The 26,817-nt window shown below is 40.0% G+C and carries 35 protein-coding genes; 1 reads left to right on the plus strand and 34 read right to left on the minus strand.

The genetic code is table 11. The features are described from left to right. Positions 1 to 26: 26 nt before the first annotated feature. The 13 genes from CJU60_RS07100 to CJU60_RS07160 are packed head-to-tail and all read right to left on the minus strand — an operon-like array spanning position 27 to position 11,235. Positions 27 to 191, minus strand: coding sequence for an XkdX family protein (locus CJU60_RS07100; protein ID WP_040082457.1), 165 nt, complete (start codon positions 189 to 191; stop codon positions 27 to 29). Further along, the gene (locus tag CJU60_RS07105; protein ID WP_040082456.1) at positions 188 to 523 is read right to left on the minus strand and encodes an XkdW family protein; all 336 of its coding nucleotides are present in this window, start codon (positions 521 to 523) and stop codon (positions 188 to 190) included. Before CJU60_RS07105 ends, CJU60_RS07100 begins: the two co-directional genes overlap by 4 nt. A gap of 9 nt (positions 524 to 532) precedes the next feature. Further along, entirely contained in the window at positions 533 to 1,627 is a 1,095-nt protein-coding gene (locus CJU60_RS07110) for a hypothetical protein (RefSeq protein WP_095713344.1), read from the minus strand. Positions 1,628 to 1,630: 3 nt separating this feature from the next. After that, a complete protein-coding gene (locus CJU60_RS07115; RefSeq protein ID WP_095713345.1) occupies positions 1,631 to 1,903 on the minus strand; it encodes a hypothetical protein in 273 nt (90 codons plus the stop codon). Then, a complete protein-coding gene (locus CJU60_RS07120) occupies positions 1,900 to 2,478 on the minus strand; it encodes a YmfQ family protein (protein ID WP_095713346.1) in 579 nt (192 codons plus the stop codon). Before CJU60_RS07120 ends, CJU60_RS07115 begins: the two co-directional genes overlap by 4 nt. Continuing rightward, positions 2,462 to 3,508 carry a baseplate J/gp47 family protein gene (locus tag CJU60_RS07125; protein ID WP_095713347.1) on the minus strand — a complete coding sequence of 349 codons (1,047 nt, stop codon included), beginning with the start codon at positions 3,506 to 3,508 and terminating at the stop codon, positions 2,462 to 2,464. Before CJU60_RS07125 ends, CJU60_RS07120 begins: the two co-directional genes overlap by 17 nt. After that, entirely contained in the window at positions 3,501 to 3,926 is a 426-nt protein-coding gene (locus CJU60_RS07130; RefSeq protein ID WP_095713348.1) for a DUF2634 domain-containing protein, read from the minus strand. The genes CJU60_RS07125 and CJU60_RS07130 overlap by 8 nt, the downstream gene beginning before the upstream one ends. A gap of 12 nt (positions 3,927 to 3,938) precedes the next feature. Then, on the minus strand, positions 3,939 to 4,205 hold the full coding sequence (locus tag CJU60_RS07135; RefSeq protein ID WP_024122153.1) for a DUF2577 family protein: 267 nt from the start codon (positions 4,203 to 4,205) through the stop codon (positions 3,939 to 3,941). Further along, positions 4,202 to 5,182: an XkdQ/YqbQ family protein gene (locus CJU60_RS07140; protein ID WP_095713349.1), complete on the minus strand. Its 981-nt coding sequence runs from the start codon at positions 5,180 to 5,182 to the stop codon at positions 4,202 to 4,204. The genes CJU60_RS07135 and CJU60_RS07140 overlap by 4 nt, the downstream gene beginning before the upstream one ends. Before the next feature lie 12 nt (positions 5,183 to 5,194). Then, on the minus strand, positions 5,195 to 5,854 hold the full coding sequence (locus CJU60_RS07145; protein ID WP_021480096.1) for a LysM peptidoglycan-binding domain-containing protein: 660 nt from the start codon (positions 5,852 to 5,854) through the stop codon (positions 5,195 to 5,197). Next, on the minus strand, positions 5,847 to 10,604 hold the full coding sequence (locus CJU60_RS07150) for a phage tail tape measure protein (protein WP_095713350.1): 4,758 nt from the start codon (positions 10,602 to 10,604) through the stop codon (positions 5,847 to 5,849). Before CJU60_RS07150 ends, CJU60_RS07145 begins: the two co-directional genes overlap by 8 nt. A gap of 2 nt (positions 10,605 to 10,606) precedes the next feature. Then, entirely contained in the window at positions 10,607 to 10,744 is a 138-nt protein-coding gene (locus CJU60_RS07155; protein ID WP_021480099.1) for a hypothetical protein, read from the minus strand. 41 nt (positions 10,745 to 10,785) lie between these two features. Continuing rightward, positions 10,786 to 11,235 carry a phage tail assembly chaperone gene (locus CJU60_RS07160; protein WP_095713351.1) on the minus strand — a complete coding sequence of 150 codons (450 nt, stop codon included), beginning with the start codon at positions 11,233 to 11,235 and terminating at the stop codon, positions 10,786 to 10,788. A gap of 160 nt (positions 11,236 to 11,395) precedes the next feature. Between CJU60_RS07160 and CJU60_RS07165 the strand changes: the two genes are divergently transcribed. Then, positions 11,396 to 11,482, plus strand: a complete 87-nt coding sequence (locus CJU60_RS07165) for a putative holin-like toxin (RefSeq protein WP_095713352.1) — start codon at positions 11,396 to 11,398, stop codon at positions 11,480 to 11,482. A 269-nt stretch (positions 11,483 to 11,751) separates the two neighbouring features. On the opposite strand, the gene CJU60_RS07170 is transcribed toward CJU60_RS07165, so the two are convergent. The 21 genes from CJU60_RS07170 to CJU60_RS07265 all read right to left on the minus strand — a co-directional run bounded on the left by CJU60_RS07170 (position 11,752) and on the right by CJU60_RS07265 (position 26,739). Next, positions 11,752 to 12,195: a phage tail tube protein gene (locus CJU60_RS07170; RefSeq protein ID WP_095713353.1), complete on the minus strand. Its 444-nt coding sequence runs from the start codon at positions 12,193 to 12,195 to the stop codon at positions 11,752 to 11,754. 2 nt (positions 12,196 to 12,197) lie between these two features. Beyond that, entirely contained in the window at positions 12,198 to 13,598 is a 1,401-nt protein-coding gene (locus CJU60_RS07175) for a phage tail sheath family protein (protein WP_095713354.1), read from the minus strand. Then, complete coding sequence (locus CJU60_RS07180; RefSeq protein ID WP_033880532.1) at positions 13,599 to 13,790, minus strand: YqzN/YkzM domain-containing protein; 192 nt, start codon at positions 13,788 to 13,790, stop codon at positions 13,599 to 13,601. Further along, entirely contained in the window at positions 13,787 to 14,224 is a 438-nt protein-coding gene (locus CJU60_RS07185) for a phage tail terminator family protein (RefSeq protein WP_095713355.1), read from the minus strand. Before CJU60_RS07185 ends, CJU60_RS07180 begins: the two co-directional genes overlap by 4 nt. Positions 14,225 to 14,236: 12 nt before the next feature. Then, a complete protein-coding gene (locus CJU60_RS07190; protein ID WP_095713356.1) occupies positions 14,237 to 14,740 on the minus strand; it encodes an HK97 gp10 family phage protein in 504 nt (167 codons plus the stop codon). Continuing rightward, complete coding sequence (locus CJU60_RS07195) at positions 14,737 to 15,099, minus strand: YqbH/XkdH family protein (protein WP_095713357.1); 363 nt, start codon at positions 15,097 to 15,099, stop codon at positions 14,737 to 14,739. Before CJU60_RS07195 ends, CJU60_RS07190 begins: the two co-directional genes overlap by 4 nt. Continuing rightward, positions 15,096 to 15,491: a protein YqbG gene (yqbG, locus tag CJU60_RS07200; RefSeq protein ID WP_095713358.1), complete on the minus strand. Its 396-nt coding sequence runs from the start codon at positions 15,489 to 15,491 to the stop codon at positions 15,096 to 15,098. The genes CJU60_RS07195 and yqbG overlap by 4 nt, the downstream gene beginning before the upstream one ends. A 3-nt stretch (positions 15,492 to 15,494) precedes the next feature. Then, positions 15,495 to 15,806, minus strand: coding sequence for a YqbF domain-containing protein (locus CJU60_RS07205; RefSeq protein WP_095713359.1), 312 nt, complete (start codon positions 15,804 to 15,806; stop codon positions 15,495 to 15,497). A 10-nt stretch (positions 15,807 to 15,816) separates the two neighbouring features. Then, entirely contained in the window at positions 15,817 to 16,752 is a 936-nt protein-coding gene (locus tag CJU60_RS07210; RefSeq protein ID WP_003229922.1) for a phage major capsid protein, read from the minus strand. Positions 16,753 to 16,770: 18 nt separating this feature from the next. Further along, positions 16,771 to 17,745 carry an XkdF-like putative serine protease domain-containing protein gene (locus CJU60_RS07215; RefSeq protein WP_095713360.1) on the minus strand — a complete coding sequence of 325 codons (975 nt, stop codon included), beginning with the start codon at positions 17,743 to 17,745 and terminating at the stop codon, positions 16,771 to 16,773. 137 nt (positions 17,746 to 17,882) lie between these two features. Further along, a complete protein-coding gene (locus tag CJU60_RS07220; protein WP_095713361.1) occupies positions 17,883 to 18,797 on the minus strand; it encodes a hypothetical protein in 915 nt (304 codons plus the stop codon). Between the two features lie 44 nt (positions 18,798 to 18,841). Further along, positions 18,842 to 19,759 (minus strand): phage head morphogenesis protein, encoded by a 918-nt coding sequence (locus CJU60_RS07225; RefSeq protein ID WP_095713362.1) that lies wholly within the window; start codon positions 19,757 to 19,759, stop codon positions 18,842 to 18,844. After that, the gene (locus CJU60_RS07230) at positions 19,756 to 21,288 is read right to left on the minus strand and encodes a phage portal protein (protein ID WP_095713363.1); all 1,533 of its coding nucleotides are present in this window, start codon (positions 21,286 to 21,288) and stop codon (positions 19,756 to 19,758) included. The genes CJU60_RS07225 and CJU60_RS07230 overlap by 4 nt, the downstream gene beginning before the upstream one ends. A gap of 3 nt (positions 21,289 to 21,291) precedes the next feature. Next, positions 21,292 to 22,587, minus strand: coding sequence for a PBSX family phage terminase large subunit (locus CJU60_RS07235; RefSeq protein WP_095713364.1), 1,296 nt, complete (start codon positions 22,585 to 22,587; stop codon positions 21,292 to 21,294). Next, positions 22,580 to 23,374: a phage terminase small subunit gene (gene terS, locus CJU60_RS07240; RefSeq protein ID WP_095713365.1), complete on the minus strand. Its 795-nt coding sequence runs from the start codon at positions 23,372 to 23,374 to the stop codon at positions 22,580 to 22,582. Before terS ends, CJU60_RS07235 begins: the two co-directional genes overlap by 8 nt. A gap of 73 nt (positions 23,375 to 23,447) precedes the next feature. Beyond that, a complete protein-coding gene (locus CJU60_RS07245) occupies positions 23,448 to 24,557 on the minus strand; it encodes a hypothetical protein (protein WP_095713366.1) in 1,110 nt (369 codons plus the stop codon). A 99-nt stretch (positions 24,558 to 24,656) separates the two neighbouring features. Beyond that, positions 24,657 to 24,890, minus strand: a complete 234-nt coding sequence (locus CJU60_RS07250; protein ID WP_095713367.1) for a hypothetical protein — start codon at positions 24,888 to 24,890, stop codon at positions 24,657 to 24,659. Between the two features lie 141 nt (positions 24,891 to 25,031). Then, positions 25,032 to 25,487, minus strand: coding sequence for a sigma factor-like helix-turn-helix DNA-binding protein (locus CJU60_RS07255; protein WP_095713368.1), 456 nt, complete (start codon positions 25,485 to 25,487; stop codon positions 25,032 to 25,034). Between the two features lie 95 nt (positions 25,488 to 25,582). After that, positions 25,583 to 26,371 (minus strand): hypothetical protein, encoded by a 789-nt coding sequence (locus CJU60_RS07260; protein ID WP_095713369.1) that lies wholly within the window; start codon positions 26,369 to 26,371, stop codon positions 25,583 to 25,585. Then, positions 26,359 to 26,499 (minus strand): hypothetical protein, encoded by a 141-nt coding sequence (locus tag CJU60_RS21530; RefSeq protein ID WP_176471068.1) that lies wholly within the window; start codon positions 26,497 to 26,499, stop codon positions 26,359 to 26,361. Before CJU60_RS21530 ends, CJU60_RS07260 begins: the two co-directional genes overlap by 13 nt. Positions 26,500 to 26,532: 33 nt before the next feature. Further along, positions 26,533 to 26,739, minus strand: a complete 207-nt coding sequence (locus CJU60_RS07265) for an XtrA/YqaO family protein (protein ID WP_095713370.1) — start codon at positions 26,737 to 26,739, stop codon at positions 26,533 to 26,535. Between the last annotated feature and the right edge of the window lie 78 nt (positions 26,740 to 26,817).

The raw sequence follows: 26,817 nt of genomic DNA on the forward strand, positions 1-26,817 counted from the left end.
CTCCTTTAAGGAAAAATAAAAAAGCCCTAAATGGCTTCTCCTGTGATCTCTTTATACTGTTCAGCTGTAATGAGTTTTTTCTCTACCCCTTTTTGTAAATCCTCAGGCGAGCAATCTTTATAATGAATTGCCTGTTTCACCATTTCAGGAGTAGCCCAGTCATAATGTAAAGCCCAAATCCAATAATTCATGAATCTTTCCCTCCTTGTAGAGTAAGCAGTTGCAACTTTATTTTTGAGAGCTCGCTTCCCAAAGTTTGGTTTAATTCTTCAAACTGTTTACGGGCTAGCTTCTCCTGAGATAACTCTCTTGCAAGTAGATCCACTTGAACTGGTGGTTCATATGCAGATGTACTCTGAAGCTCTTCCCACCAAGTTTTTAACTCTGCTTCCGTTGGTATAGGTGCCCTAATATTCCACTCTGCTATATATGAGGGAGTTCCGTCACCATTATTCTGGACAATAAAATCCTTTGTGGGATCAGCTGTTGGGTATTTAAAAAGAATAGCTTCACCTATATTCATCGTTACCTCCTAAAATCTTGGATAATTTCTCCCGCCTAATTCCTGTATGTCAATAAAGTTAAACGATCCATCCTTATCGTCCACGCCCCTTTGACCATTTCCTACGTAATTACAATAACACCAGATTTCTAAGTAATCACCTTTGTTCATTGGGACAGTTGCATTACCATTTAAACCGAGGTACATTTCATTATCTCTATTTTCATAATACCCTCGAATATGATGTAGCGTTTTGTATTTTTTTCCATTTAAATAAACTTTTAAATGAAGGTTAATATAAGAAGGAGAGTTTATCACATAAATTCCTGAACCAACCAAATACATTCCATCATTCGGTGCAATAAACCTGTTATTTTTAATGTCAAAAGCATTGTGACTGTCCTTGATTATTCTATTGAAAGCTATTTTAGTATGGTCAACTTTTTTTAAGTATTGAATGCCTGTAGTTCCCACATTTGCATGAGCAAAACCCGATATTTTCTCCCATTTTGTCCAGCCTGAACCACTCCACCAGTGCCTAATCCAAACTCCTGTACTGTAGTAGTAAGTCCCAGACTCATTTCCTGTCCCATAAAAGTATTGCGTAAATCGGTAATTATTATATTTTTCATTTTTGACAATGCCATAACTCAAAGGGTACCCTGTAGTATTGCCCTGACCAATGTCCATTAAGGTCAGTCCTAAAGGATATTCTTCCCCTCCCTTTCTAGCATCTTGAATAGCATTGTCACCAGTAATTAATGTCAGATTGTTATTTTTGTAGTTGGTATCTACGTAATATTTTGCATCCGATAAAGCCTTATCAGCTTTTTCCTGAGCTCCGGCAGTTGTTTCTTTTGCATTCCAATTCTCCCGCTCTACTGGTGTTATGTGCCGTTGTGTATCATTAATATGCTCTTCAAATTCTTTTTTCGAAGCTTGCTGTACATTATCAACGTTCCCTAGCCCGATTTGCGCCTTTGTTGTATTGTGAGGGTTGTTCATGTCATTTTTATGTACATCTAAATCTTTATGCGCGTCTTGAATACCTTTCTCCCAACGGTTCACATCATCCTCATTAATAGGATCATCTGGCAGCCAGTCTGTTTTTGCTTCATATGCCATTTGTTACACCACCTCAAAAGTAATCCTAAAATCAAGCGTTCTATTATTACTGACGTCTAAATCTGTTGTTCTTCCCGTAATCACGTTGTTTTGCTCATCAAGGATCTGCACACTCTCAATGTGTTTGATATCTTCTTCTCGATGAGTAAGCACCGTGACAACGGCCCCCTGAATAGTGACTTCCACAATTTTTGTTTCATTTCCATTCAGCAGCACTTTCGATATTCTATTTTTCAAATCTGCAGCTGTTCGCTCTCTATAAAGCTGTGTAATCATACAAGGACCACCTCGTTATTATTGAGCGTGACGGAATAACCTACCTTTAGCTCACTTGTTTTTCGATACCTTCTGTTATTCAGAATGACAGTATCTTTTATCTTGAGTGGCTCATTCAAAGCAGCTCGCAAGGTATATGCCAAATGAGCTGGCTTCATATTCTCCAATGTTTCTATGAGCTCGCTCATATGCTGCATATCATCTATATCAATATCAACATTAAAACGGTACTCTCCGGGAAGCAGCCGAACCTGAGCAGACGGATTTTTCAGGAACCGATTTAATGCCTGTTCAATAGCCTTATATGTTGCCGGCGGTATATTGGACATTTTAGAGATTATGCGCAATCGGCGGATCTCATCGGTGTCACCTGATTCCCGCGGTACGTTCAAAATCTTTTCCCATCGTTCAAGCCCCCAGGTTGCTGTAGTAACAAACAGCTGATCTGTCAGATCAAAGATGCTGTTATTTTGCTTCTCAAATTCCGGAGCTTCCGCTTTAAGGAGTTCAGCCATTTCCTTTAACTTGGTAAGGAACGGCGGCAGGTAAGCGGTCATTTCATCGAGTTTGCTCAATGATTGTCACCTTCCCAAGCTTAGGAATTTCTACGTCACTAAGAATTAAATTTTCATCCATGCCGTTGATTTTGATATCTGCATAATCACTTACTGAGGGTGAATTATAGACAATATTATTGATCTGCGATAAGCGGATGACATTGTCTTCGAACGCCATCTTTTTAAAGAGATTTAATACACCTGATTCGATTTCTTGCTTTACCTGATCGATAGAGCTATTGACCTCGGGAAGTACCTCGGCTGAAATCTCAACCTCTTTCCATACCGCACTCTCCACTGTGACAAAGGCACCTATTGGCGCTTGTCCCTCACCTTGTCCGGGTTCAGGATCAATATAGTTTTTAACCTTAGAAATCAAAATATCGGAAGCAGGTTCCAAATTAGCATCGGTTACGACAATTTTGACTGTGCCGTCCCCGTTCCATAGCGGAAAGATCTTCGCCTTCCCCACTCCGTCTACTTCCTCTGCCCATTGTTTATAGTGAGCTTTATTGGCACTGACAGCTTCCCGACGCACGCGGGTAAAATATCTAGCTCTTAAACTGTCATCATCCTCTTCTTCACGTCCAGGAATCAGAATCTCTTTCACAATCGCTTTTTGAAGCCCAGGTATAGTGTCTAATGACAATAGATTCTGGCCAGAAATATTCGCGTTCCCCGCTTCTCCGGCTGTTTCACATTCCAACGTCCCGTCAGCTGTGTATTGAAAATAGAGGTTATCGACAAAAAAACGGGAACCCACTGGAATAGTTACTCCTTCAGTAAACTCCGCTGCCCGGACTGCTTTCGTGGCAGCCGTTCGCTCGATGCCGGCTTCAGTAGCCCGACGATCTAAAAATTCCCCTTGTGCTGTGTCTGAGAAGACAAGTTCCAGCACAGTATCGAGCCAAATATAAGACTTGGCTAACTCTGCAGCAGCAGGAGCTAAGGCATTATAAATCACGCTGCCTTCCCTTGTATCGATGTCCGCTGAAATGTTGTTTAACATCCGATCCATAATCACTTCAAAGGTTTGATTTTCAAACATCTTCGCCAAGCACCTCCTCGATCTCCAATGTCCCCTCGTCAGTCTCGACTGTAAAGGAAACATGGAACGAATCGCCTTGTTTTTCTATTTCAAAATCTGTAACAGCAGAAATTCGGTCGTCATAGATCAGTGCTTCCTCTATCAGCCGAGGGATCTCCATTTTCTTATATGCGTCTGTTGTTTCGTTATCTGTAAGAACGTCTTGAAGCTCATTCCCTATGTCATGACTGAAAACAGAATAGGCGTATCGCTCAGTATGGAGAGACAGATATACAAACTGCTTGATCGCCTCAAGGCCTGTGATGATTTCATTTGTGATACGGCCATTTTCAAAATCTATTTTGTAGGTTTGCGAGGTCTCTATGACTTCGCTGTCATCTTCAATATCATCAAATTCAACTTCTGGTGAAAGGGCCAACCTAGGCACCCCCTATATTTTGTCGAGAATAAAAAATGATTGCCCGCCTTTTAAGGAGACAATCATCACACGCTCACCTGTATTCAATGCTTCTTCTTCACCGGCCCGCAGCCGCTTTGGAACAATAATCAAATCGGCAGGTATTATTAATTTGTCACTTTCATTAAGCTTTATTTCAATAGGTGAAACGGAAACCACTTCAGCCGGCATAATATCCACTGGTGACTCAGAATCAACTGCACCGACAGCCAAATGTTTGATTGCTTCACTTAATCTCATGAGGAAACACCATCAGGGATAGAATTTTTCTCAACCACATCAATGGTCATCGTGTGTGTCGATCCTTTAAATTCGTGTTTATCTGTATCAATCCAGTATGTTTTCTTAACCCCGACTTCCGGAATTGAAATATAGACGGGCAAACCGCTCTGAAGATCTAGAATCCCAATTGCTTGAATACTTTTGAGTTCTTTTTTGACGCCTTTCTTCTGTGCCTGTTTAACTTTCGCACGCTGCTGAAGCTGTGCTTGGTTAATGTTATCTGATACTGTTTCAACATACTGAAGCACGCCGTATTTGCTGATACCCGTGTTGTCACTTGCGGTAGCCGTATAAGTTTTATTGTCTTTCTGACGCCGCAGCTTTACTATTGTGGCTGTGTCATTAATGGAAGTGCTGTATTGATAACCAGTAATGTTCACACCCGATTCTAGCACCCATACTTCTGAGGGATCAGGCCAAGCGCGAAGGCCGAGCTTCCCCTTCGCCGAATATAATTGATAATTCCTTCCGGTTTGGCTCTTCGTTTGTTTCAAGGCTTTCAGAATCATGTCATAAAGGCTCGTATCATCTTTAAACACTAATGATTTAATGGTGTAACCCGTATTTGCAATGGATGTCGTTGGGATTTGAAAATCTCTTGCCAGGCGTTTAATAATCTCGTCTGCACGCTTATTGGAGAACACATAAACATCTTTGTTCTTAACCAGATATTGCAGCATGTCATAAGCCGTAAAGGTCAGCCCATGTTCTTCCGGATTGCGAGAAAACACAATACCTCGAAACAGCTCTTTCCCTTTCCACTTAAACAGAACCGTATCCCCTTCTGATACGCTGTAATATGAATGGGTTCCTTGTTTCGTAATGATCTTTGCTGTGATCGATCGGGGTGCCTGATACCGTTGTCCCTCAAGAGAAACACTTTCAGTTACCAGCTCAAGCCACTCCGTTTCTTTAATGACGAAAAGTTCTATCATGTCATCACCTGCTTACTGCGGTATCTTTAATTTTTGACCAGGAAAGATCCAGTGCCCTGGCTGCCTGATATTCCGTTTGCTTCGTTTGATCATAGCCTTTTTATTGACGTTCCAGATCTTGCGCCATTTTGTGCTGTCTCCATAAAATTTGCCGGCAAGGTCCCACAGTGTATCGCCTTTCTTAACGGTGTACGTTTTAGGAGCTGATTTAGATGGCCGTTTCTTCTTCGTCTTTTTCTTCTGCTTGATCTTCCGCGGCGAAGCAGTTTTGTATTCCTTCAGCTTTATTTCATAATCACGATCACCTATATCTTTTTGGCCCTCGCTATAAGAAAAAACCTCGATACTGCAAGTTAAATTAATTTTCGTTCCAGTAATTAAGAATTGAACCGGCTTTTTAGATTTCACCCATTTCTCGATCTTTGCAATAGCATTTTCAGGAGAAGGAAATCCTTTATACTCAGCAAGCGGACTGTGTTTCTTTGGAAAAAAAGAAGAAAACGAAATTTCTTTCGCTCCCGGTTTATCAATAAAAGTGATCTCCCCAAAACTAGCCACTTTTACTGATTCATTTTGAATTGTGTTTGAAATATCAATTTGTTCAGGAAGGACAGGAAGCCGCAGCTTGTCCTTCCCTTGCGAAATCCAGAATTCATATATGGATTTAGTCAAAAGCAACGACTCCCTTCGTTCCAATGTTGATATCCTGTTCAAGCTCATCGACAAGGGCCTGCTTAATCTTAGCTACAAGGCTGTTCATGTCTTTGTCATTGTGAAAATGCTGATCACCATTAAATTGAATAATAACCTCTTTACCTCCTGATGCTGTAACAGTTGTTTGCTGACTGCCTGTTGTAGCTGCTGTTACCTGACCGGAAGATAATTCAGTTTGACCTTTTTGAGATGGGTCTGTGACTTCCATTCCGAGTGCCTTAGCTGCTTGGGCTAATAAATAACGTCCACGGATACCTCTCTCCTCTGGGATGATCCATTCCCTTTTGTTTCCTTCACCGACACGTGCAATCTGCTCTTTGGTAATAAGTCCGCCGTTAGCGTAGCCAACATATGGACCTCCGTGCCTCATGCTTCTAATGCCTGGTACATTATTAATTGATCCATATCTGCTTTTGATATAGCCAATCGCAGCAGCAGCGTTGTGTATCGGGTTAAGAATATTATTCATTCCCGGCAATTTGTGTGCGTTGAAGGTACTTGGGATTGTCTGCATGAGCCCCTGAGATGGATGTCCTGCTTTCGCATTACTATCCCATAAGTTGATTGCCTTCGGATTACCGCCTGACTCATGCTGAGCAATTGTCATCAGCCCTGGAAGCCAGCTCATCGGTGTCTTTGTAGCCATGATAGCAGCCATGAGCCATTGCTTCACATTTCCGCTTACTGCGCCCATTCCAGAATAAGCGGCAGCTAGTGAGCCTGCTTGTTTTTCAGCAAACTTTTTTACATCAACAGAATCCAGACCTTTTACAATACCTATAGAGGCAAAACGCCCAAGACTCATCATGACACGGGAAGGTGAATGAATATCCAGCTCTTCACGAAATGCCTTCTCAACTTTTTTCGCCAGTTCCTTGGCAGCCTCATTGACTTCACTTGCCTTAGAAGTCATGCCTGAAACAAAATTACCAATCATACCGCTTCCCCATCCGTTTGATGATTCTTTAGAGCGGATAAACGGCTTGTTAATATGAGTGCTGACGTATTGATCAGTACCAGATTGTGAACTATTTTGTCCAGAAGCAAAACCTTTGACCGTTCCACTTCCCCATGAAGAGGATTTATTTACGGTGTTCTGGAATGGTGTTTTAACCTTCGTCTGCAAGAAACCATCTGTACCGGTAGAAGTGCTGTTTTGACCTTTAGCATAACCATTGACCACTTGCTTTCCGTAATTCGGAGAATAAGAGATTAAATTGTTCATTGGCTGTCCAACGTTTTTCTGTTTCCATGCTTCCATAGAAACAACATTATCTCTAGTTCCTTGATCAAAGCTCTTCGTGAACTGTTGACCAAATGATGTTGCTTGTTCATCAAGACTGGATGTGTCAATAATAGGAGATACAGAAGCAGTCACCGCCGCACTACGAACTAGCGGAGAAGTTGCCGGTTCACCTCCTGCAGATGAAGCAGACGCTATATCATCAACAACACTCATCCCTAATTTCGAAGCAGCTTGAGAAAGGAGCATTTTGCCGCGACCTTTATTATTCTCAACAGGAATAACAAACTCTTTACCTGCTTCACCAATCCAAGATATTGTTGGCTTCGTAATGTAACCACCAGTAGCATGTTTCTTTGGCTTTTCTTTTCCCGTACCAAATAAATAATTTACGCCACTCTTCACATACCCCCACGCTTTACCAGCAGTTTTTTTCGCACTTGAAGCTACTTTCCCACCGACTTCTTTTACTCCGCCCAAAATACTGCTTCCCAATTCCTTTACACTTTGCCACTTTTCAGACCACCACTTCTTACTAAAAAGGGTTTCTGAGATGGAACTCTTAACACTTTTCCATATTGATTTAACATTGTCCCATTTATTTTTTGACCAGCTTTTTACACTTTCCCATTTTCCTGACCACCACTTCTCGCTAAATAAAGTGGATTTCAGTTTTCCTTTAACAGATTGCCAAACAGAAGACGCGCTGTCCCATTTACTTTGAGCCCAACCTTTTACGCCTTCCCACTTTCCTGACCACCACTTCTCACTAAATAAAGTGGATTTTATTTTTCCCTTTACGGACTCCCAAACAGATGATGCACTATTCCATTTGTCCTGTGCCCAGCTTTTAACACCAGACCACTTCTCAGACCACCATTCACTATTAAATAAAGTAGACTTCACCTTTTCTTTTACATTAGACCATGTCTCACTTAACCCATCGAGAGAAGTCTTCGCATTACTCTTAATGCCCGACCACTTTTCAGACCACCATTTTTGATCAAATAATGTACTGTCTAGTTTCTTCTTTACTTCTGAACCATCAAACGCTTTACCTAAACTTGAACCACCCATGGTGCCTGCTATACCACCAACTATTCCACCAATGGCTGTTCCCACTCCTGGAATAACACTGCCAATAGCTGCTCCTGTAGCCGCTCCAGCAAGACCACCGCCAGCTGATCCAATTTTTTCACCAACATTGTCTTTATTCATCCCAATTAAATCGGTTGCCGCTAACGCTGTTCCTAATAGAGGGAATCCCTTTGCAAACTTGCCAACACTTTTCATGGGACTTAAGACTTTCCCGAACTTCGATGTACCGCCTGCAGCTCTACCAGCTGAGTATAGCTCCGATCTCGTAGTGGTTATTGCTGGTCTTGATCCTCTGGTTGGATTAGTACCTACAGTTCTACCGGAACGCCTTCTCTCCAACCGTTCAGATGACACAACAATTGAACTGTCAGAAGGGTTCATTCGGTTTGGATTACCGAGTCGTCCTAAAACTCTTTTCCCTCGTCTTCTACGAATGCGATCATTTTCACCTCCATCGCTACAACAGCAACATGTTAAGCAGCAGCTACGAGGTAAACTCGTTGGACCTGTGGCAGTTTTGGATTCTCTGCTCCTTGTGCTGGCATTACGATTACTGTTTCTGTTCCTCCTTTCACTTTGCGTATTAGTGACAGCTTTAGGAGTACGTTTTGGAATTAACTTTCGGATTACGCCTGCTGCATCACTTCCGACAGTACCTATCCCTTTTAACAGCGGACGTAGTATTTTCAAATAACCAATCAACCCAATTAAAGAAGGGATCACAACTTTAATCGCTGTTTTCAAATCATCCCAATGGTTGACGCTCCACTCAATGGCTACGTTTAACTTATCACCTATCTCCTCACCAAGATCGGCAATATCTTTTTTGATCTCTTTAAGCTTTTCCTGACCTTCTTTACTGTTAATGAACGAGCTGATTTTATCAAAGGCCGGCCCTAATCCAGTTAGCAGAGAGGTTCCCATATCCTTAGATATGCTTTCAAAATCTCTCATGGCATCATTAACCGGTGTCATCGGGTTATTATCCCGAAGTTTCGTAAAGCTTCGTTCCAATTCACCGCTTGTTTTGGCACTTGTACCAATACCCTCAGCCATATCTAAAATAGGCTGCTTAAGGTCTTCATATTGTGTACCGATAAGCTCAGTCGCAATGGCAGCCCGCTTTGTTTTGTCTTTCACTTTAGAAAGGGCTTTTGCCACCCTAAATAAACTTTCCTCACCGCTTATTGAACCATCTTTGAAGCCCTTGAACATTTTCTTAGTTTCCTTGGCTCCGAACAGCGTTTTAAATGCGTCCACTTGGCTATCAGACATTTCGGTTCGACGAATGTTAAACTCACGCATACTATCAGCTAGGTTATCGAAGTTTCTGGCTCCACCCTTTGTTCCTTTTATCATGGCGTTTGCAATTTGGCCGCCTGTGAGCTTCAAGTCTTTAAAGGTGGAACTGTATTCATTCATCGTGTCCAATAAATCGTCAGCTTGGTCACCGGCATTCCGATATACATAAGCAATTAAGTCTCCACTTTGTTTCCCGGACAATTTCAAGTTGTTATACATTGAACTGAAAGCACGATCTACCTCTGGCTGATCAGCATTCATGAGCTGGGCAATCTTACTTGACGACTCAGTCAATTCAGCAAGAGCTTTTTTAGAAGCCCCTGTCTGTTGCGATAAGTTTCTCAAAGATAAACTGACTTCTTCCCGAGAACTGCCCGCTTTATTGTTGAAATAGATCTGATCCGTCATTCTTGCAACATCTTTCTTATTAACGTTTGAAGTTGCTGACACATAAGCATCCTGAGACATTGTACTTTTACCAGAACCCATAATTGAACCTGCAGAAAAACCACCTGCAACTGCCAGAGTAATGGTAGCATCCTTCAAGTTGTCTATTTTCGCTTCAATTGCATCCAGAGCCGTTGAAGCTCTATCCTTAATAGAAACAGTTGGTTCAGCATGTTCGCTGTCTACATCGGACACATGATGACGGATCTCATCTAATTGGTTTGACGCATGATCACGTACAGATACAGATGGTTCAGCGCTTGAGTGGTTCAAATCAGAAAGACCTCCACGGATTAAGCGAAAACGCGGTGTAGCTTGATCATTTACGGAAACCGTCACCTCATGGCGGCTCTCGGTAAGATCCTCAGCTTGCTGACGTATAGAATGTAAGCCATTTGAAGCTCGATCATCTAAATCCACTTCAATCGATCGTGCCCGACCGGTCAAACGGTTAGCTGATCGGTCAATTCGCCGCATAACTCTTTCAGTCCGATCTTCAGCATCAAAAATCAGAGGGCCATTAGCGGCCCTCTTAAGTCTTTCAGCATTGCCTTGTATCATTCGAAGCTTGCGGGAAATCTTATCATGTAATTCAAACGTGGCTGTTAGTTTAGCCATAGTTAATTACCTCCCTTCTTCGCTTCTTTTTCTAACAGCTCAAGCTTATAACCGATTAACCCATATAAGAGCGCCTTGAATTCTTTCGGAGCCTCATATAGTTCTCTTAATTCTGACGGGGCGTATTTGAGCTCATGCATCGCGTAATAAAGATATACAGCCTCTTTGTCCCCGTCCTTTACTAGTTTTTTGCCGCTTCTTCAAGGTCTTCGAGATTATCATCAAATCCATTGATTTCAATTGCTTTGTTTAGCCAGTTCGCATACTCACCGCCGACTGAAAGAACACGTTTGGCGACTTCCACTGGATCTTCTGTTTTGTAAGCCTCACGTAGTTCCTTAGCTTTAAAGTTCGGGTAAACAGTCGTTTCAACCGCAATACGAGCATAAAAGCGTTGGCTGTCCAATTCCTTCACACGGCCGCGGCCTTTTACATTCTTGTAAGTCGTATTCTCTTTCTCAAGTTCGTCAATTCGTTCAGTCGTAATTGCTTTGAAAATGAATGGAACAACGTTGCCCTCTTTGTCTACAAATCGTTTAGAAATCGGCACTTTTACTTCTTCCGCTTCAATTGTTTGTCCTGGCATAAAGAATGAAAGATCGTATACTTTTTCGTTTTGTTTTTCGCTCATGTCCATTAGCTCCTTTGAAATTAGATTCAATTGATTTAAGCCCCAACAAAAAAAGACAACCACAATATGGTTGTCTAGTGTATAATTATTCCTGTACATTTGCACGGCTAACTCAAAGGTGGTCTGCTGGCTAAATCCCCCGCGAAAGGGGGTGACGCCTATGTCAACATTTCAAGCAATTACTTTAATGCTTGGATTTGGGATGTTTATCCTCGCATTGTTGACGTATTTAGACAAAAAGAAATAGACCACCCTTTGAGCCTGAGAAACTTCTAGGGTTGGTCCATAGCGTACCTTCATAGCCAGCGCTCCAATGAGGGGCCAGCATTTGTACAGGCCGGAGTGTTGGCGCACTCCGGCGTTTTTTATTTTATGCAAAATCCAATGTTATAGTATCTGTTTTTTACATTAGTTCTATTATTTATTACTAATGTAAAGTATATATCCAGTATATACCGAGTATATACCGTTTGCAATGCAAACAGAGAATTAACCCTTATTATAAATAGCTGCTAATTAAAACGTGGATTTAAGCTTTTCCGGCACATCGAAGTCCTCAAAGGTAAACGGTACCTCTTCCTCTAAAGCTTCCGAGTCCACATCAAGCCCAGCGATTTTCGCAGAATCAAAGTTCACATCATACAAGGTGACACGTTCAGTGCCACGTCCTGAAGAGGCATCATCCAGTACAGCTTGTAAAGTGAAGTAAGGATCACTTCCCTTTTTCACATAGTCCATCATAATAAGAACAAATTGAGAAGTCACTTTATAAAAAGTGGCTGTTCCCGTTCCATTTGCTCCGGTCGTTTTGTGCCCCGTCATCCGACGACCCATGATATTGACCTCGGATTTGTTTTTCTCTACATTGGCTTCAAACGTTTTGATATGGGCCATTTCTTCTCCATCAAGAAACAACCTGCCCTCTTTACCTGAAATGGTGTTTTGCGCTTTTAATGCCATTCCTATTTCACCTCAACATTAAAGTAGAATTTTTCAGCTGCATCCACCGGTTGAACTGCAAGATCAATCAGGAAGCCGTCACGATCATTATTCAGAGCAATTGTAATGTCATTCTCTGAATCAAAATCAGTAATGCCCTCGTTATCTTGAAGAACACTCAAGTATTGAGTAATTAGCGTTTTTACAAACTGCAGTCCGTCATTTGTAGCGGGAACATCACTGCCGCTCGCTTTTCGAGACTTGATCAATGCTTTCAATTGTGATGTCAGGTCATTATTGATTGCATCAAGTACACGGACAATTTTGTTTTTCTGGAACATCTTATTTTTCTCTGCTGTTAGGCTTGTGAGTGAATTAATGTCCTTTTCAACCGATACTGATTTATCACGAGAATCATAAGTAAACAAGAATTCCCCATTTGACAATCGTTCAACGATTTCGTCGTTGTCAATTCGGTTAAGAACATCTACAGCTCCCTCGTATTCTACAAATGTAAGTGATTGATTAAATGTAGCCCCCGCACTCGCGCCGGCAACCCAAGCCGTAGCTTTTTCAGGAGTGATCTCCGTTCCATTTTCAAGTAGGACTCCACCAGTTACATTGATAATACCCTCATGGTCTCCCTTATAATTTGAAAGTACACCTTGAACCTTTTGCCCTTGGTTGTCTCTCAGCCGTTTGATAAACGCAACAAACGTTGCTTTTAATTGCTCGTTATCCTCTACAGGCAGTGCGATTGTGTCAAAGTATTCCGTTTCAGCCGCTTCCAAGAAAGCTGTATAATCGGCATTTGTCGGTGTTTTGTCTGTCCCGCCTGACAAGCGGATTCCGGAAGATGCCGGAAGAGCCCCGCTAATGTCTTCAGGGGCCGTACCGGTTAACGGAATAGTGACTGTTAAATCACCTTTCCCTGTAAACGTGACATAGTTATTTTGTTTAAGCTCTTCAGCTTTAGACACTGTTTGTTTATCCACTTCTGACTGATCAAGGTAGGTAGTGACATCAACTTTCGAAGAGTCAATAACGTTCTCAGTGATGCTGATAATGATGTCATTACCCTTTGTGCCGCCATAAAGAGCAGTAGCTTTTACACCTTCGCTAATGTCTGCTGAAGCACGAAGACCTTCCGTCAGACGATAAAGCAAGACTGTACTTGCCTTTTTCATTGCTTCACGTAAAAGCAATAGCGATGGATCATCAATATTCAACCCTACTTTTTTATTCAAGTCCTCGATGGAAGAGATAGAAATGAATTTCTTAACCTCACCCCAGCTGGATGCTATCGGCAGCGCAACTGTTCCACGTTCTCCGGCAGAAACACGGTTCTCCGCGGTCGTTTTGAAGTTAAAGTAAATACCGGCACGCTCTTTTTCCTTGCCGGGTGTGAATGTTCCGCCGTTCATCTATTTGACCTCCTTTTGAAGAAACTGAGTAATCAACTTCTTCGCTTCCGATTTTGTAATACTCGTTTTATGAACATGAAAAAGAGCACCGTCAAACACCTCGGGTTTTACCCCAAAGAGCTCTCGACTGTGCTCTCGCAAATCCTTAATATAAAAAGCATTTTCTGCTTTCTCTTTTTTAGTGGCCATCATTTCACCCCACTTTTAAATTTAAAACCATCTATTGAACGCTGTTCTTCTCGCTCATACCAATAGCGGCTCGTCCAGTTTAAGACAATGGTCGCGTAATCATCTGATACCCGCGTTTCTATTCGAGATAGCCGAATAAAATCACCTGTATCCTCGCCAGATTCTTGTATAAGCGGAATTATGCCCCTTTTGCTTCTAAGTGTATCCACAATCCTTTCTGCTTCATTATGAGCCTTCTGTGCGTTTTCGTGAAAGAGTTTTACGTTTAAAATATAGGCTTTCTGAAACGTAGATACTGTGTCCGCCCCATCGACCGTGGAAGCCGGTGGAAAGTAAAGAGACGGAACAGCAAAGTTCTGCGGTATTTCTTCTTCATACACTTGAACAGGATACAGTTTGTATAGATAGCCCATAATTGAACCTACTTCTTGATTCATGGCAACACCGCCTTAAAATTCTTCATCAATCCATTGCTGCAGCTTCCGCTCAAGGCTTCGCTCAAACATCAACTGAAATATAGCCATGGCGTTATCCCAAAAGCCAGAACCGTCGACCCATTGGAACTTCAGTAGCATACCGGAATTTCTTTCGGCAGGGTCATATTCGAAACGGTCGCCTTTCCAACGCCCCGGGACCCACCGTCTATCCTGATTTTTAGACGGATCGATAGTAAAGTGCCCGTCATTGATGTATGAGGCGTATTCCAGATTTGTTCCAACATCCAACTTTAAGCTGCCTTTTGTCATTGAAAAGATATTATCCTGGTCACCTCGTTGAAAAGAGTTAAGCAAGCGGCGTGTGTACACCGTCTTCGTCCTGATAATTTCATCTTGGATAATGTCTAGGAACTCAAAACCCATAGCTTCAAGCCACTCTTCGTATTTCCCTTTCAATCCTCCACGAGAAGCATGGTTTAATGACTGAATGAACTGATCAAGACCTTTGATCTTCACAAATATTCAACCTCCCGCACTGCTGTAACCTCCCAATGGTGGTTCCTGATTTTGCTGGGCTTCTGTAATTTATAAGCAGTACCATCCCAAACCACCCTGTCATTTACTCGAATATCAGCAGTAGCAGGGAAATGCACAAGGAATGATTGATAAATAGCTACATTCGGTTCCTGTTGGATAATGGACTGACTCTTTTCTGTAAAATAACACGGCTGATTTTCTATGTCCGGCTCATCAGGGTACGAAAAAACCGGTTGAACATCTTCAACCGGCACCCCGAATTTTTGCTTTCTATTTTCTTTTTTCTCCTGCAGATGGTAAATGTCGCATCTGTGAGTCAGTAAAGATCGATAACTCATATTGATCTCATCCGCACTTTCGCTTCAACCCCTTCTAAATCAGGGTCAGCCGGTTTTACATAATCTTTTATTAATGCATACACATCAGGTTTTTGAAGAGAACTGCCATCCCCTAGAGTATATGAATAGTCACCAATTTTTTCAGTTGTATATCCTTTAATAATTGACTCGTCGCCATTTATAAGAGCATAAAACTGAGACAACTTTAATAGGGCCAGTCGAACCGTTTCAGGCAAAGGAATATACTCTGCATCTGAAAAATCATGTCCAACTTTAAGAATGATATCGGCAGTTGCCTCAAGTATATCCTGTTTTAACAACTCGTCAGGTCTGGTCTTTACAGACTCAAAAACTGAATAACCCTTTAATTCATCGGGAGTGATTAACAGCATAGGTCACTCCCCTTTGTTATCTATTTGGTTAAGGATGTAGGCAATTCTTTCATCTGCGTTTTTGAAGTCAGACGGATTGCCACCAAGATTAGAAATAATGGATTCATGCTCTGCTTTATTCATACCTTTCAATTCCGATTCAGTATAATTTATCGGATCATCCTTTTGATTATTAAGCTCTTGGGTTAGTACAAAATATGGATTTTCATTTAAATACTCATAGAGCTTTTTTGATACTGTTTGACTGACACCTGCTCGAAAGGTTATTCCCATAACATTGTACGTTTTGCCTTTAATAAGCTTTGCAGTATACACGCCAGACCACCTACTCCTTCACTTTCACGATCTTGGCTACGGCGTCCTCTTCTTCAAAAACACTATCCAATTTCGCTGTCAAAACAATGATAAACATACGGCGACGGATGTCCTTATCTACTTCAATCCGAATGTTACGAGAGAATCCAAGAATAATATTCTTCGGATGAGTTAGGATGATATCAGAAACATCGGCTGCAGTATCTCCCTCTCCAATCGTATAAGGCTGTAAATTTGCAATACCTTTGATCGGAACACCAAAAGCAGAAGAAAGGCCACCTTGAACAGCTGCATCCCCTAAATTTGTTTGACGATCAGCTACGCGATCTTTCCATTCAACCTCAATACCAGGCGATGTATAGAAGCGGAACTCCTGTGGAATTCGCAAATATTTAGGAGGTACAGCTTTGTATCCTCGCTTGAACGTTTGGCGTGTCAGTTCCTCACCCGCAGCATCGACAATGTGAGATGTAGCTTGTTTTCTGATGCCATCTAATTGTGCAAGATATGAGTCGGATGAAGATGTATCTCCATTTACAAGCAACTCTTCAATATCAACCGCAGCACGCTCAGCTATCATTTGCATAATTGTATTTTGAAGACCATCTTTTTCGATGTTGTTTTCAAGTGTGTCATAGGTAATGTTAACTTCAGCAATAACTTCTTTTGTGCTTAAGTTAACTGTGCTAGTTGATGGAACTGATTTTTGATCTTTAGTTAACGCAACTCCCTCTTGGGCTGCCCTTAAAATACGCTGACCAAAACCGATCTTCTCGATTTTCTGTGTGTCATGGTCCATTTGAATAACACGCGCATCTCTTAAAATAGTTGGCGTATCTTGAACCATTCGAATAAAAGTTGAAGCTTGAGTAGGGTTCATAATCCCGCCGCTCTCTAAAGTAGAAAGCGTCATTTCTGCTTTATTAATAACTTCTTGATTTCTCATTCGTATCCTCCTTATACATTAAAACAACCCTGACCAGATTGATTTTTGAACTTGTTCGGAACCCCTTTCTTCAGTTTGCTTAGATGTTCCCCGGCTTTTTTCGATTGCTTCAATTCGATCAACGAGCGGTTGAACAGCTTCTGAAATTGCCTTTTTCAACTTCTCGCCCTCTTTTTCAACCTCTTCTTCTGTTTTTTCTTTATCTTTCTTTTTAGGATCTTCTTCTTTTTCTAGATCTGCCAGCCGCTTCTCAATCGGCTCTAAAGCGGCTTGAATTGATTTCGTTACTTCCTCCGAAGTCATTTCTTTTTCCTCCTCTTCTGTCTCAACCTGACTCAGCAAGTTACCGAGAGCAGTATGAGCATTTTTAATTTCTTGCAGGTTTGAAGCGGAAAACTTTCTGCCCGCCTTTTCAACTGGCTCATCATATGACTGCTGTTGCTTTCCCATAAAAAAGTTTTTGAGCAAATTAAAAAGCCCTTTCTCATCTGTTTTCTCTTGAGAAACGGGCTTTTTTTCTTGTTTTTCAATTGTCTCAGCAGTCCCTGCCATTGAATAACCGGTAATTTCGCCTTTTTTGATTTGCTCCCATACTTCATCAGAAGCCTTTGTGACAAGGACCCATGAACCCTTTTTGATGGTTTCCCCATTCATTTCAAAGTCAGCAGGTGCAACATAGGACTCTACCACCTCGCCAACACCACCTTGAAAATCATGTTGCTTATCAATTTCACGGGCATCTTTCAGGAATCCATGAGCGGCCTTTTCGATTTCTGTAGCTGTCATGAAATCCCCGTGGGCGTCCACTGTGTCAGGTTCATAAACAATACCGTAAACGAGTTTTTCCTCGCCTGCTTCTTTTGCAAGAACCTTGACCTCCTTTTGAAAGTCAGGCTGTTTATCTGATTTCATAAAAAAGAACTGCTTTTGATTAGCAGCCTTATCCACGTAAGAAACATGTGTGATTTTTGCGTTCACCAATTCTCTTGGCATGTTGTTCACCTCCTTTCAAATATTAAAACGCCACTAAAAATTTAATGGCGTTACAAGTGCTAAATAGGACGTCCCTTTATCAGCCCTCAGCTCACCTAGAGCTCCTAAGCAGGTGTAGAGTTAAATGAAACACACATTTACACTTTTTCCACTTCTTTAAATTTCATTGTTTTTATAAACTGTATCGTGGCTAAAGTATTTAGGAGTCTCAAGACGTCCGCTTTTCCCCAGTGTTGAGGATTATCCCGACCATGAAGTATCCAGTTTCTATTAATCATAGGTTGTCTTTCTTTATCAAAAAAATGAGTTTTGAAAAGCTTGTCCTCAAAAAAATAAAAAATAGAATACGATGCAATTGCTAAGTATTTATCACTCTCATCAATCTTGTCTTTAAATTCACTCATCAATTTCATCCCGACTTTTAAACTCTCCGTTAACTCGCTAATTTCACCTTCAATAATTGTGATGAGTGCAGGGACTGATATCCTAAATCCACCTTTCTTATATAATTCAAACGAATGATCAATAAGTTCCTTCCATCTATCACCTAGACCCTCCAATAAGACTTCTTTTAGCCCATCAAGTTGCTTATAGTTATCTTTTTCATAATATGACACAAAGGTATTATCTAATTCCTCTTGATTGTATTCTAGGAAATCATCATCAAGATAAAAATGTATTGGAATTTCTTCGGTTAAAGTCCATCCATGACGAGAGTTGTGATATGTAATTTTTTCAATTCTTGAATAATCAATTATAATCTTTGGCAATCGCAAGTTGATTTTAGGAAATGTCGGAAACCTCATTGCTCTAACAGAAGATGCAGCAGATGCAGCCTTCATAACTCGTTGAATTCTGGCGGCGGGGTTAGTATGAACCATCTTTGTTAAAGCTTTTTGTTGCGCCATTAGCGACTCAAATCTTTGTCTTGGTAAATTTAATGTTCGGTGGAGAGAATGAATCTGTGAAGACATACTGGTAGCCTTAAGAAGTTCTCTATTTCTCTTCTCCATTTCTTCAAAAACCTTTGCGATCTGACTATAATAATTCAACTGCTTCACCTCCCATTTTTTAGTAACGAGGTAATTATACTACTTTATTCCATATTTGCTAAGACTTCCCTTCGAATCTCTTCTTTTTCATCTGCTGACAACCCCAAAATCTCGTTATCAACCACGGGCGATAATACACAATGACAATGTACCCGCTCTCCGGCTGATAGTCTAGGATCTCTCGGAAACATGCAGGTCTCGCTACTACCTGGTATCTCAAATTCTTCATCTACGCCAATTACTGTGCCGTCAAGATCGATGTGATTCTCACGTGGGTTGTTCTTCTTCCCGCCGCTGTGCCGCCACTTCTTTTTCTTTACTGCCGGCGATTGTGCATAAGATTCATGCTGCGCGGCAGAGGAAGCGGCAAGTACTTCAGTAATAGCCGTTGTGCGAGCCCTTCCCCTATCAAATTGAGGCATGTCTTTGAGAGTCAATTCAATGTCTTGAATAGATGACCCGTGTTCGATCGCCTTCACTAACACGTTCTCCACCGCTTCATGAGTGTTTAACTTCATGATCTCAGCTAGCTTCTTTGACCAATCCTTAATCCAACTAATCGCCCGATTTGATAAGACTTTAAAAGGAATTTCTGGATCTATAGAGTCCATGATAACTTCGGCCAGCTCTTCAATGGTTTGTTGCAGGAATCCCTCAGTCAGTTCCTGAAATTCCTCCTCGAAGTCATCCTCCGCAAAAAGGTTCTGAGTAAAAAACACCAGAAGGGCTTCCAGCGTCTCTTTTGAGTCTTTGCTTACAAAACCTTTCAGACCATCTAAAAACTTTTTACGTTGGCGTCTGAGTAATCGAGCGATGCCTTTTTCATATACCTCTACATATTTGGGTATATTAGATTTGCCAGGAAAGTCAGGTACCATCTCCCCCAATTGCTTAAACTGATTTTCCTCGGCTTTTAGAATGAATACGTTCAGACTTTCCAACAACTTATCCGTTTTGTTCATCTCTTCAGATCCTCCAGAACATCCCGCATATCTTTTAATAAACCGATCATATCAGGAGTACCGTTCTTAGATTTAAACAGCGTAGCCAAAGGATCGGAAGCGGACTCAGTGCTATTCTTACCAAGCGGCCTGTTATATTCTTCTTCAGGCCATTCCTCAAGCGTCTTACCAAGAACTCTCCCAGCTAAATCACGTAGATCATTCGGAGAAACTGCACCAGCTGTTATAAACGGTGTTAGAACCTTAGCAATCTCAAGTGGATCTCTAAAGTCAGGTCCTTTTAGCTGAAGACGAACCTTATGAATCTCAAGATCATTTAGAAATAAAGCGTTCAGTTTACCTGTGATTAACTTTCGTTCAGGCTGAAAGACTTGTTCCTCAGTAATCTTTCTTGCTGTATCCGCAGTCGCTCTATTGTAATCTTGAGCTTCACCTGTATAAAGTGGAGGCAAACGAAAAGCCGATCTAATTTTATCTCGGCTCTTTTGGTCATATTCAAGAAACAAAGCATCTTCTTGGAGGATTTCAGCAAGTGATTTAATATCGACTTTCACTGGAGCAATCTCTTCATCGCCATGAATGTTTTTCCCCTTCGCTATGCCTTCCGCTTCAAGTAAAAGAAACTTATGTGCATTCTCCACTCCTTCAAGCCCATTCATGTAATCCTGCAATTGTGTGTATGAATCCTCTGACAACATACCATTTTCAATTGTAATGGCAGCGGGAATATGTCTACCTTGCTTGAAGTACATGAAGTTCAGCTCTTCAGCTTTACGAGCCCCGTATAAATTAACAATATGACCGATCCATCGGGGCTTTCCATAAGTACCGCTTCCTATCTTGAAATGAACCACTTCATTTGCTCGTTTTTCGAATGGAGTCTGTTCATCATATTGGCCTGTCTCTAAATTTAAAGTACGGGGATCACCATATTCCTTAAAGTAAACCATACGACCGTCAATCATCTGAACATACTTGCGAAATCGTTTTTCTCTTTTGATTGATTTCATTTGTCCTTTTTCGAAGTACGTGAAATCAACTTCGATTGGTTCAGACAGTTTGCAAACTCGTACATTTTGAACGTCCATGTATTCAATGCCGGCTGGCTTATTTTCACCGTTTCGGATAACCTCAATAAATCCATTACCGGTCTTTTCTCGGTCTTCAATCACAAAGCCGAGTAAAGTCTCAGCTGACTCATCAAAGTGAAGATATTTAACGAACTCTTCAAGCTTTGTCCATTCACTTTCAGCTTCTACTTTTTCTTCATTTGTTACATCTGGCGAATTCACATCAAAAGAATACTCAAAATCAAATCCAAAGCCCACAATATTTGTCCTGTAGGCATCAACACATTGCTGTAAGATTGTTGAATACTCAGCAATCATTTTTAATTCCTTTAGGTTATACGGAGGCGGCAAAATATTGCTGTCATAACTGTCCGCAAATTCATCTTCATAAATTTGTTTCGTTGATTCAGTAGGTGGAGAAGCTTTGATTACTCGTGCTTTAACAGATTGTTTTGACATGCTCTACCTCCTTCCCGGTCTTGATCTTTGCGGTCTTCCTTTAGATTCTTCTTTCAAATCAGTTACCTCATAATCATCGAGAGCGTACCAAATAGCTGACAGTGTATGCGGGTCTATGGTGAACTCGTCTTCTATGATGTTCCCCAGCTTATCAGTAGCATAAGTGAGCGGCTTGAGCTCATAAATCGTGTTCTCGCAACTGTCAGAGCAAATGATCTTCTTGAACCGTTTGATCTTCTTTGTGTATTGGAGGCGTGATCCTTGGTACTTACGGGCCCCCACCATATTGAAACCGTGTTGTTGAAAATAACGGATTGTCTTTGGCTCTGCTGAATCTGCCTTGATTAATTCCTTAGTCTCTGCAAATTCCTTAAGTTCTTCGGCAGTCTTATCATCCGTCAGCCCATTTTTGTAATACTCCCAGTAGATATAGAGATATTTATTTACATGATCTACAGCAACCCTAACAACGGCGTTATACGATTCCACAAAACCAAAGTCCATGCCAACTCGTTTAAGAGGGCGGTTAATATCAGCGATAGCCTTCAAAACCTCTTCATGCGGTCGCTCTTCGAATTGTGGCAGTACCCGTATTCCATTCACGCCAAAATGACCTTTCCGCGCAATTCGGTAAAGGTCTGAATCGTATTCCTTCAATTCTTCAAGTTGCTGGACATAGCTTTCTGGCAGGAAAAGATTATCATCTGCCGTTGAGTGATGATAATAGGTGTCGTTAATTACGACAGTACGCTTTTCATAAAGCTCTTTATCATCGAGTACAAACCGCTTCTCTCTATCATCTTTAAAGAAATGTTTAAAAGTCCAATTGTCCTCTCCGACTGGATTTGTCGAAAGTATCATGTGAAGCGGCAATGTCGGGTGACGAAGACGTCCTAGAAGCTCCTTGAATCCTTCATATTTCACTTCGGAACATTCCTCAATCCAAATGAGCGAAATATTATTGATCGATTTCAGTTTGGCCGGCTTATCCATCCCTTTAAAGATGATGCGGCTGCCATTTGAAAATCGAATCTGCATAGGGGATGCAACACACCTAACAATATGATCTAATTTCAGATCACTTACAATTTCATCAAAAAGAGAAAATGTGGAGTCCCTATGTGTGTCATACACTTCTCTGATAACAAGAGCAGTCCGCTTTTCTATAAGCAATTTCAAAACAATCTTGAGTGCCACATGATAACTTTTAGATGAGCCATAACCACCCACGAGAAACTGAAACTTTTGATTCCAATCAAAGAGAAATTCTTTAAAATGGGGATTTACTTGTTTAATCATTGTCATCACTCTTGTTTACAATAGTGATCTCAAAAGGTTTATCTTCTTCCGTAAGCTCTTCAATCTCTAATTTTTTCTTGTTGATATTTAAACGCATTTGCTCCAATTTAAGACGTCGTTCGTCTTCATTATGAGCTAATTCGTCAAACTGCTTTATAAGGTTTCTGAGCTCTGCCATGGCCCGAGATTGAGCGTTCAAGAATGTGGCATGACGATCCCAAGAAAATTGAAATTCGTATTCTTCCTCTTCGACCTCGTTTGTCTCAGATAGGACAGAATTTTTCTTTTTCAGTTCTTTAATCATTTCCTGCTTATCAGAAACGAACATGATCTTTTGTGCCCTTATAATTGCAGCATATTGGATTTGTATTTGGTCCCATATCATATCGACAGGTGAGCGCTCCTGAATCTCTTTCATTATAGAGAGTGTGTCTTTAGGTAAGAATTTAGAGAAGAAACCATGAGTCACAGCGTTTTGATTTCTTAGTGGAGCAGCACCACCTTTATTACCCAATGCATTTTTATTACCAAGTGGTGCTCTTCCTCCCTTGTTTCCAATTGCATTTTTGTTCCCTTTAGGTGCACCTCGACGTAAAAGAGCGCTCCCTTTCGATTTAGGAGCGCTCCCTTTTATTTTTTCTTCCCATTTATCGTTTGCTTTCCATTTGCGAATAGTACTGCTTGTGATTCCTAATTCCTCGGCAATGTCTTTTAACTTCTTGCTCCCACTGCTCTCTTCCCACAAATGAAACGCTTTTTCTCTGCGTGGATCTCGTGGTCTTGGCATTACATCATCCTCTACCTCCAGACAATTTATTTGTGTTTATGTTTGTTTCGGAATTTGTTAATCCACTCAATTTTCAAAAATGGTTCCAAAAATCAGAAACATTCTTAAGTTCTACTATTTTATTAGAAAATAATTCAGTAATTTTATGTCCTTCGCCCTCATCAAAGTAATAGTAAGTTACTCTAATAATATTTTCATTGTTATAAATCATATCCATTATATGTGAGTCATTATTTGGTGAAAGGCCTAATATTGTTATATTTCCTGAAGCATTCTTTAGTTTGTCAAAAGGATAATAATCTTCAAATTTTAAACTTCTATCTTTAAGTTTTAAGATTATAGATTCATACATATTATTAAGTAATTTGTTATCTGAATTTTTATAGGGTTCAATTTCTTTTAACATATCAGGATCTTTATCAATCGCTTCAACATATTTATCTATTGCTTGATTAGCAGAAACACTCATACTTGCCATGAATTCTTTTGAGGAACCCGAATAAGTAGACAGAGCAGTTGAATATAAATGATCAAATCCTTCCACAATTTTATAATTTTGCAATGGATTATCCGACAATTTATTTCGGAAACTGTTCTTATCATATATATCTTTCCTTATATGAAAAGCTCCATGTAAGTAATTAACTGCCTTGTGAGTAAGTAATTCAATATTTTTGTCATAGTTGGTTGTAAATATCTCATCAAATTGATTAAACCAGTCGATTAATCCTTTCGGGTATAATTTATATAAATTATTTATTTTTCCTTTGTTATAAATTGAATCAAGGAAAAAACATCTCAATATTTCTTGATAATTAAATTTATCAGGGTTTTCAATATTATGTTGTCTGCAAAACAATTGGTGCAATAAAAAGTAGTCCTCAAAACCGATTTGATAGTACCTCAACTTTCCTTTATGAAATCGGTATCTCGAAATGAAATCATTTAATTCTTTTTTATCTTTCTCTGTAATAGCATGGTGATTAAGCCTTCCGTTTATCACTTTTGGACTGAGTTTGTATAACATTTCAAAATATTTTTTTGTCTCGTATGGATAAATCTCTTCTGGAAAATCTCCATTTTCAATATTTCTAATCGCTCTATCAATAATGTTTCGATTAAGATATTCTCCTTCACTAAATTGAATATTGATGCCATTCCCAACTAAAACGCAGTTTTTCATGTAATCCCCCTCCTTTCTTTATTATCGACTTTGATAAGGAACAAAGGAACTATTTGCAAAATTTGTCGAATGAAAAAAGCACCCTAAAAGGATGCTTTATTATTTTCTGCTCATTATGTAATCTTCTTTACTGATACCTAAAAGTTCCGCAGAATGCTCATCTGCTGATTGTTCTAAATGATGCATTTGGTATTTAACGAATTCTTCTTCAGTAAACACCTTTTTATCGATGAGAATATCAATTAGAGCTTCTATTGTGCATTGACGGTTTACCGATCCGCCTGCTAGTTGTTCAAGCAAATGTTGCTGATTAACATTAATAGTTCTTGTCATGTTTTTCACCTCCCGCCTTAATATCGGCAAGAGATTATGACAAAGAACATTTTGCAGAATTTGTCGAATGATTTATTATCTTGTGTACTATATGGTTTAAGTGGCTCAATAAAATTCTGCCGCGCCGACCTGCCTCCCATTTTACACTACAGATTTTTTCAGATTCAACAAACGCTCAAAGTGGCAATCTTGGCATAATTGGTTGATCAACTCGTCTTTCATTTTGCGTACAGTTTCTCGTGAAATACCAAGGTGAAGGCCAATAGCACGGTAACTCATCCCCTCCATCATGCAATCATAAATGACTTTATGCTGCTCTCCTTGTATCTTTTCGGCACCTAGCTCCACTGCATATACTCGTTCCTCATAGTACTTAAGACGTTTGAAAAGACGTTCCTCTCTCATATCCATTTGCCTTAGCTCAGCCTGACTCTTCCCAGGACTTCCTTTTGGCATAGCAGCTGCTAATCCATATTGTGCAACCCCCCAATTCTTCATGGAAATTACTGAACCATAAAGTACCCTTTGCAATCGATGAACCTCTTTCACCATCCAGTGATAGCTATTGATTAGATTTTCAATTTCTTTTTGATTCATGATTGTGTCCTCCTTTTCAAATAAAAAACGGACACCAAACAAACAGCGTAAATACTGTGAGTTCAGTGTCCGCAGGCTTTCCGTCTTGGACTTAACTATTTTTTCTTCTTAGATTTCTTTTTTGATTTTTTTGAGGGATTCCCCCCCTGTTCTAAAAGATAATTATAAAAAAGAGTTTCCAGCAACCTGTAATTTTTATTGTAACTCGATCCATTTTGGAATTGATGTATTGCTGAGTATATAAAAGCTCCTAATATAATTACTTCAATTCCTAGTGCTAACCATAAAATCATGACTTGATTAAACTCTTCTTGTTTTAGATTTGGTTCTTCAACAGCAGTATTAATAATTAGTGTAAACCAACTGGTAATCATGGAAACTAAAATAGATGGGATGATAATTTTTAAATATGTTGTTATAGAAGCTGCTTTCCTATCTTCATTAATCGATTTCAGATAAGGCAAGAGATAATTTTCGATTTGGTTTATAGAATAATTACGAGTTTCCAAATTTTTTTTAAAAGCTTTATAAATAATTTCTCTTCTTAACTTATGAAACCCACTATATCCTGATAACTTCGCAAATTTTGTTAGAGCCTTACTTATACTTAAAATAGCAAAAATAAAAACAAGCAAAAAAATAGCCCCAAATACAATTAAAAACATTTTTCCATGAAGGCATTTATATAAGAAAAAACCACATGAAAATACTACAAGTAAATAAAAAATTATTTTATATAAAAGCTTTAAAAAAATTTTGTTCTTTTCTTGCACTTTCTCTTCATCTTCCTCTAAAAAAGGGGAATCTATAAAGAAGTATTTTATTTTCTTTACCTTGCTCACTTCCTTATAAAGCTCAAATAGTTCATTATCTATATCCACCATAGTATTACACCACCTCTATTCTTCCTACGAAGAAAAATATAAAAAGTTTCACTTAATTTAAGCACACCATAACTACCTCTTTGGATAATACTTTTTAATGCCCCTACCATTGCAAGTTTCGCTTTCATGTCCGTTCCTCCCTTGCAAAGGAAAAGCCCCTGCTACTTAACTTTGTAACCTATTTCATGATCAACCCGCGCAAAGCTTCCCTTTACAGTTTGAATAACAGTCTTACCGTGCTCTGGAGCTTCTAAGACATGTGCAGTTCCCTGATTCCCATCTAAAACAATGATCTGAACTTTTCCTGGGTCAATTTTCTGCTGAATAGTGAAGTCTTTTTTGATGTTTATTTCTCTAGGATTGTACACTCAAAGCGCCCCCTATGTTATGATAGAAGTACCAGTTCATATCAAGAACACTGAGGCTAAGCGCTTCGGTGTTTTTTA

The organism is Bacillus sp. 7705b, from assembly GCF_002289525.1.
Taxonomy (GTDB): Bacteria; Bacillota; Bacilli; order Bacillales; family Bacillaceae; genus Bacillus; species Bacillus halotolerans.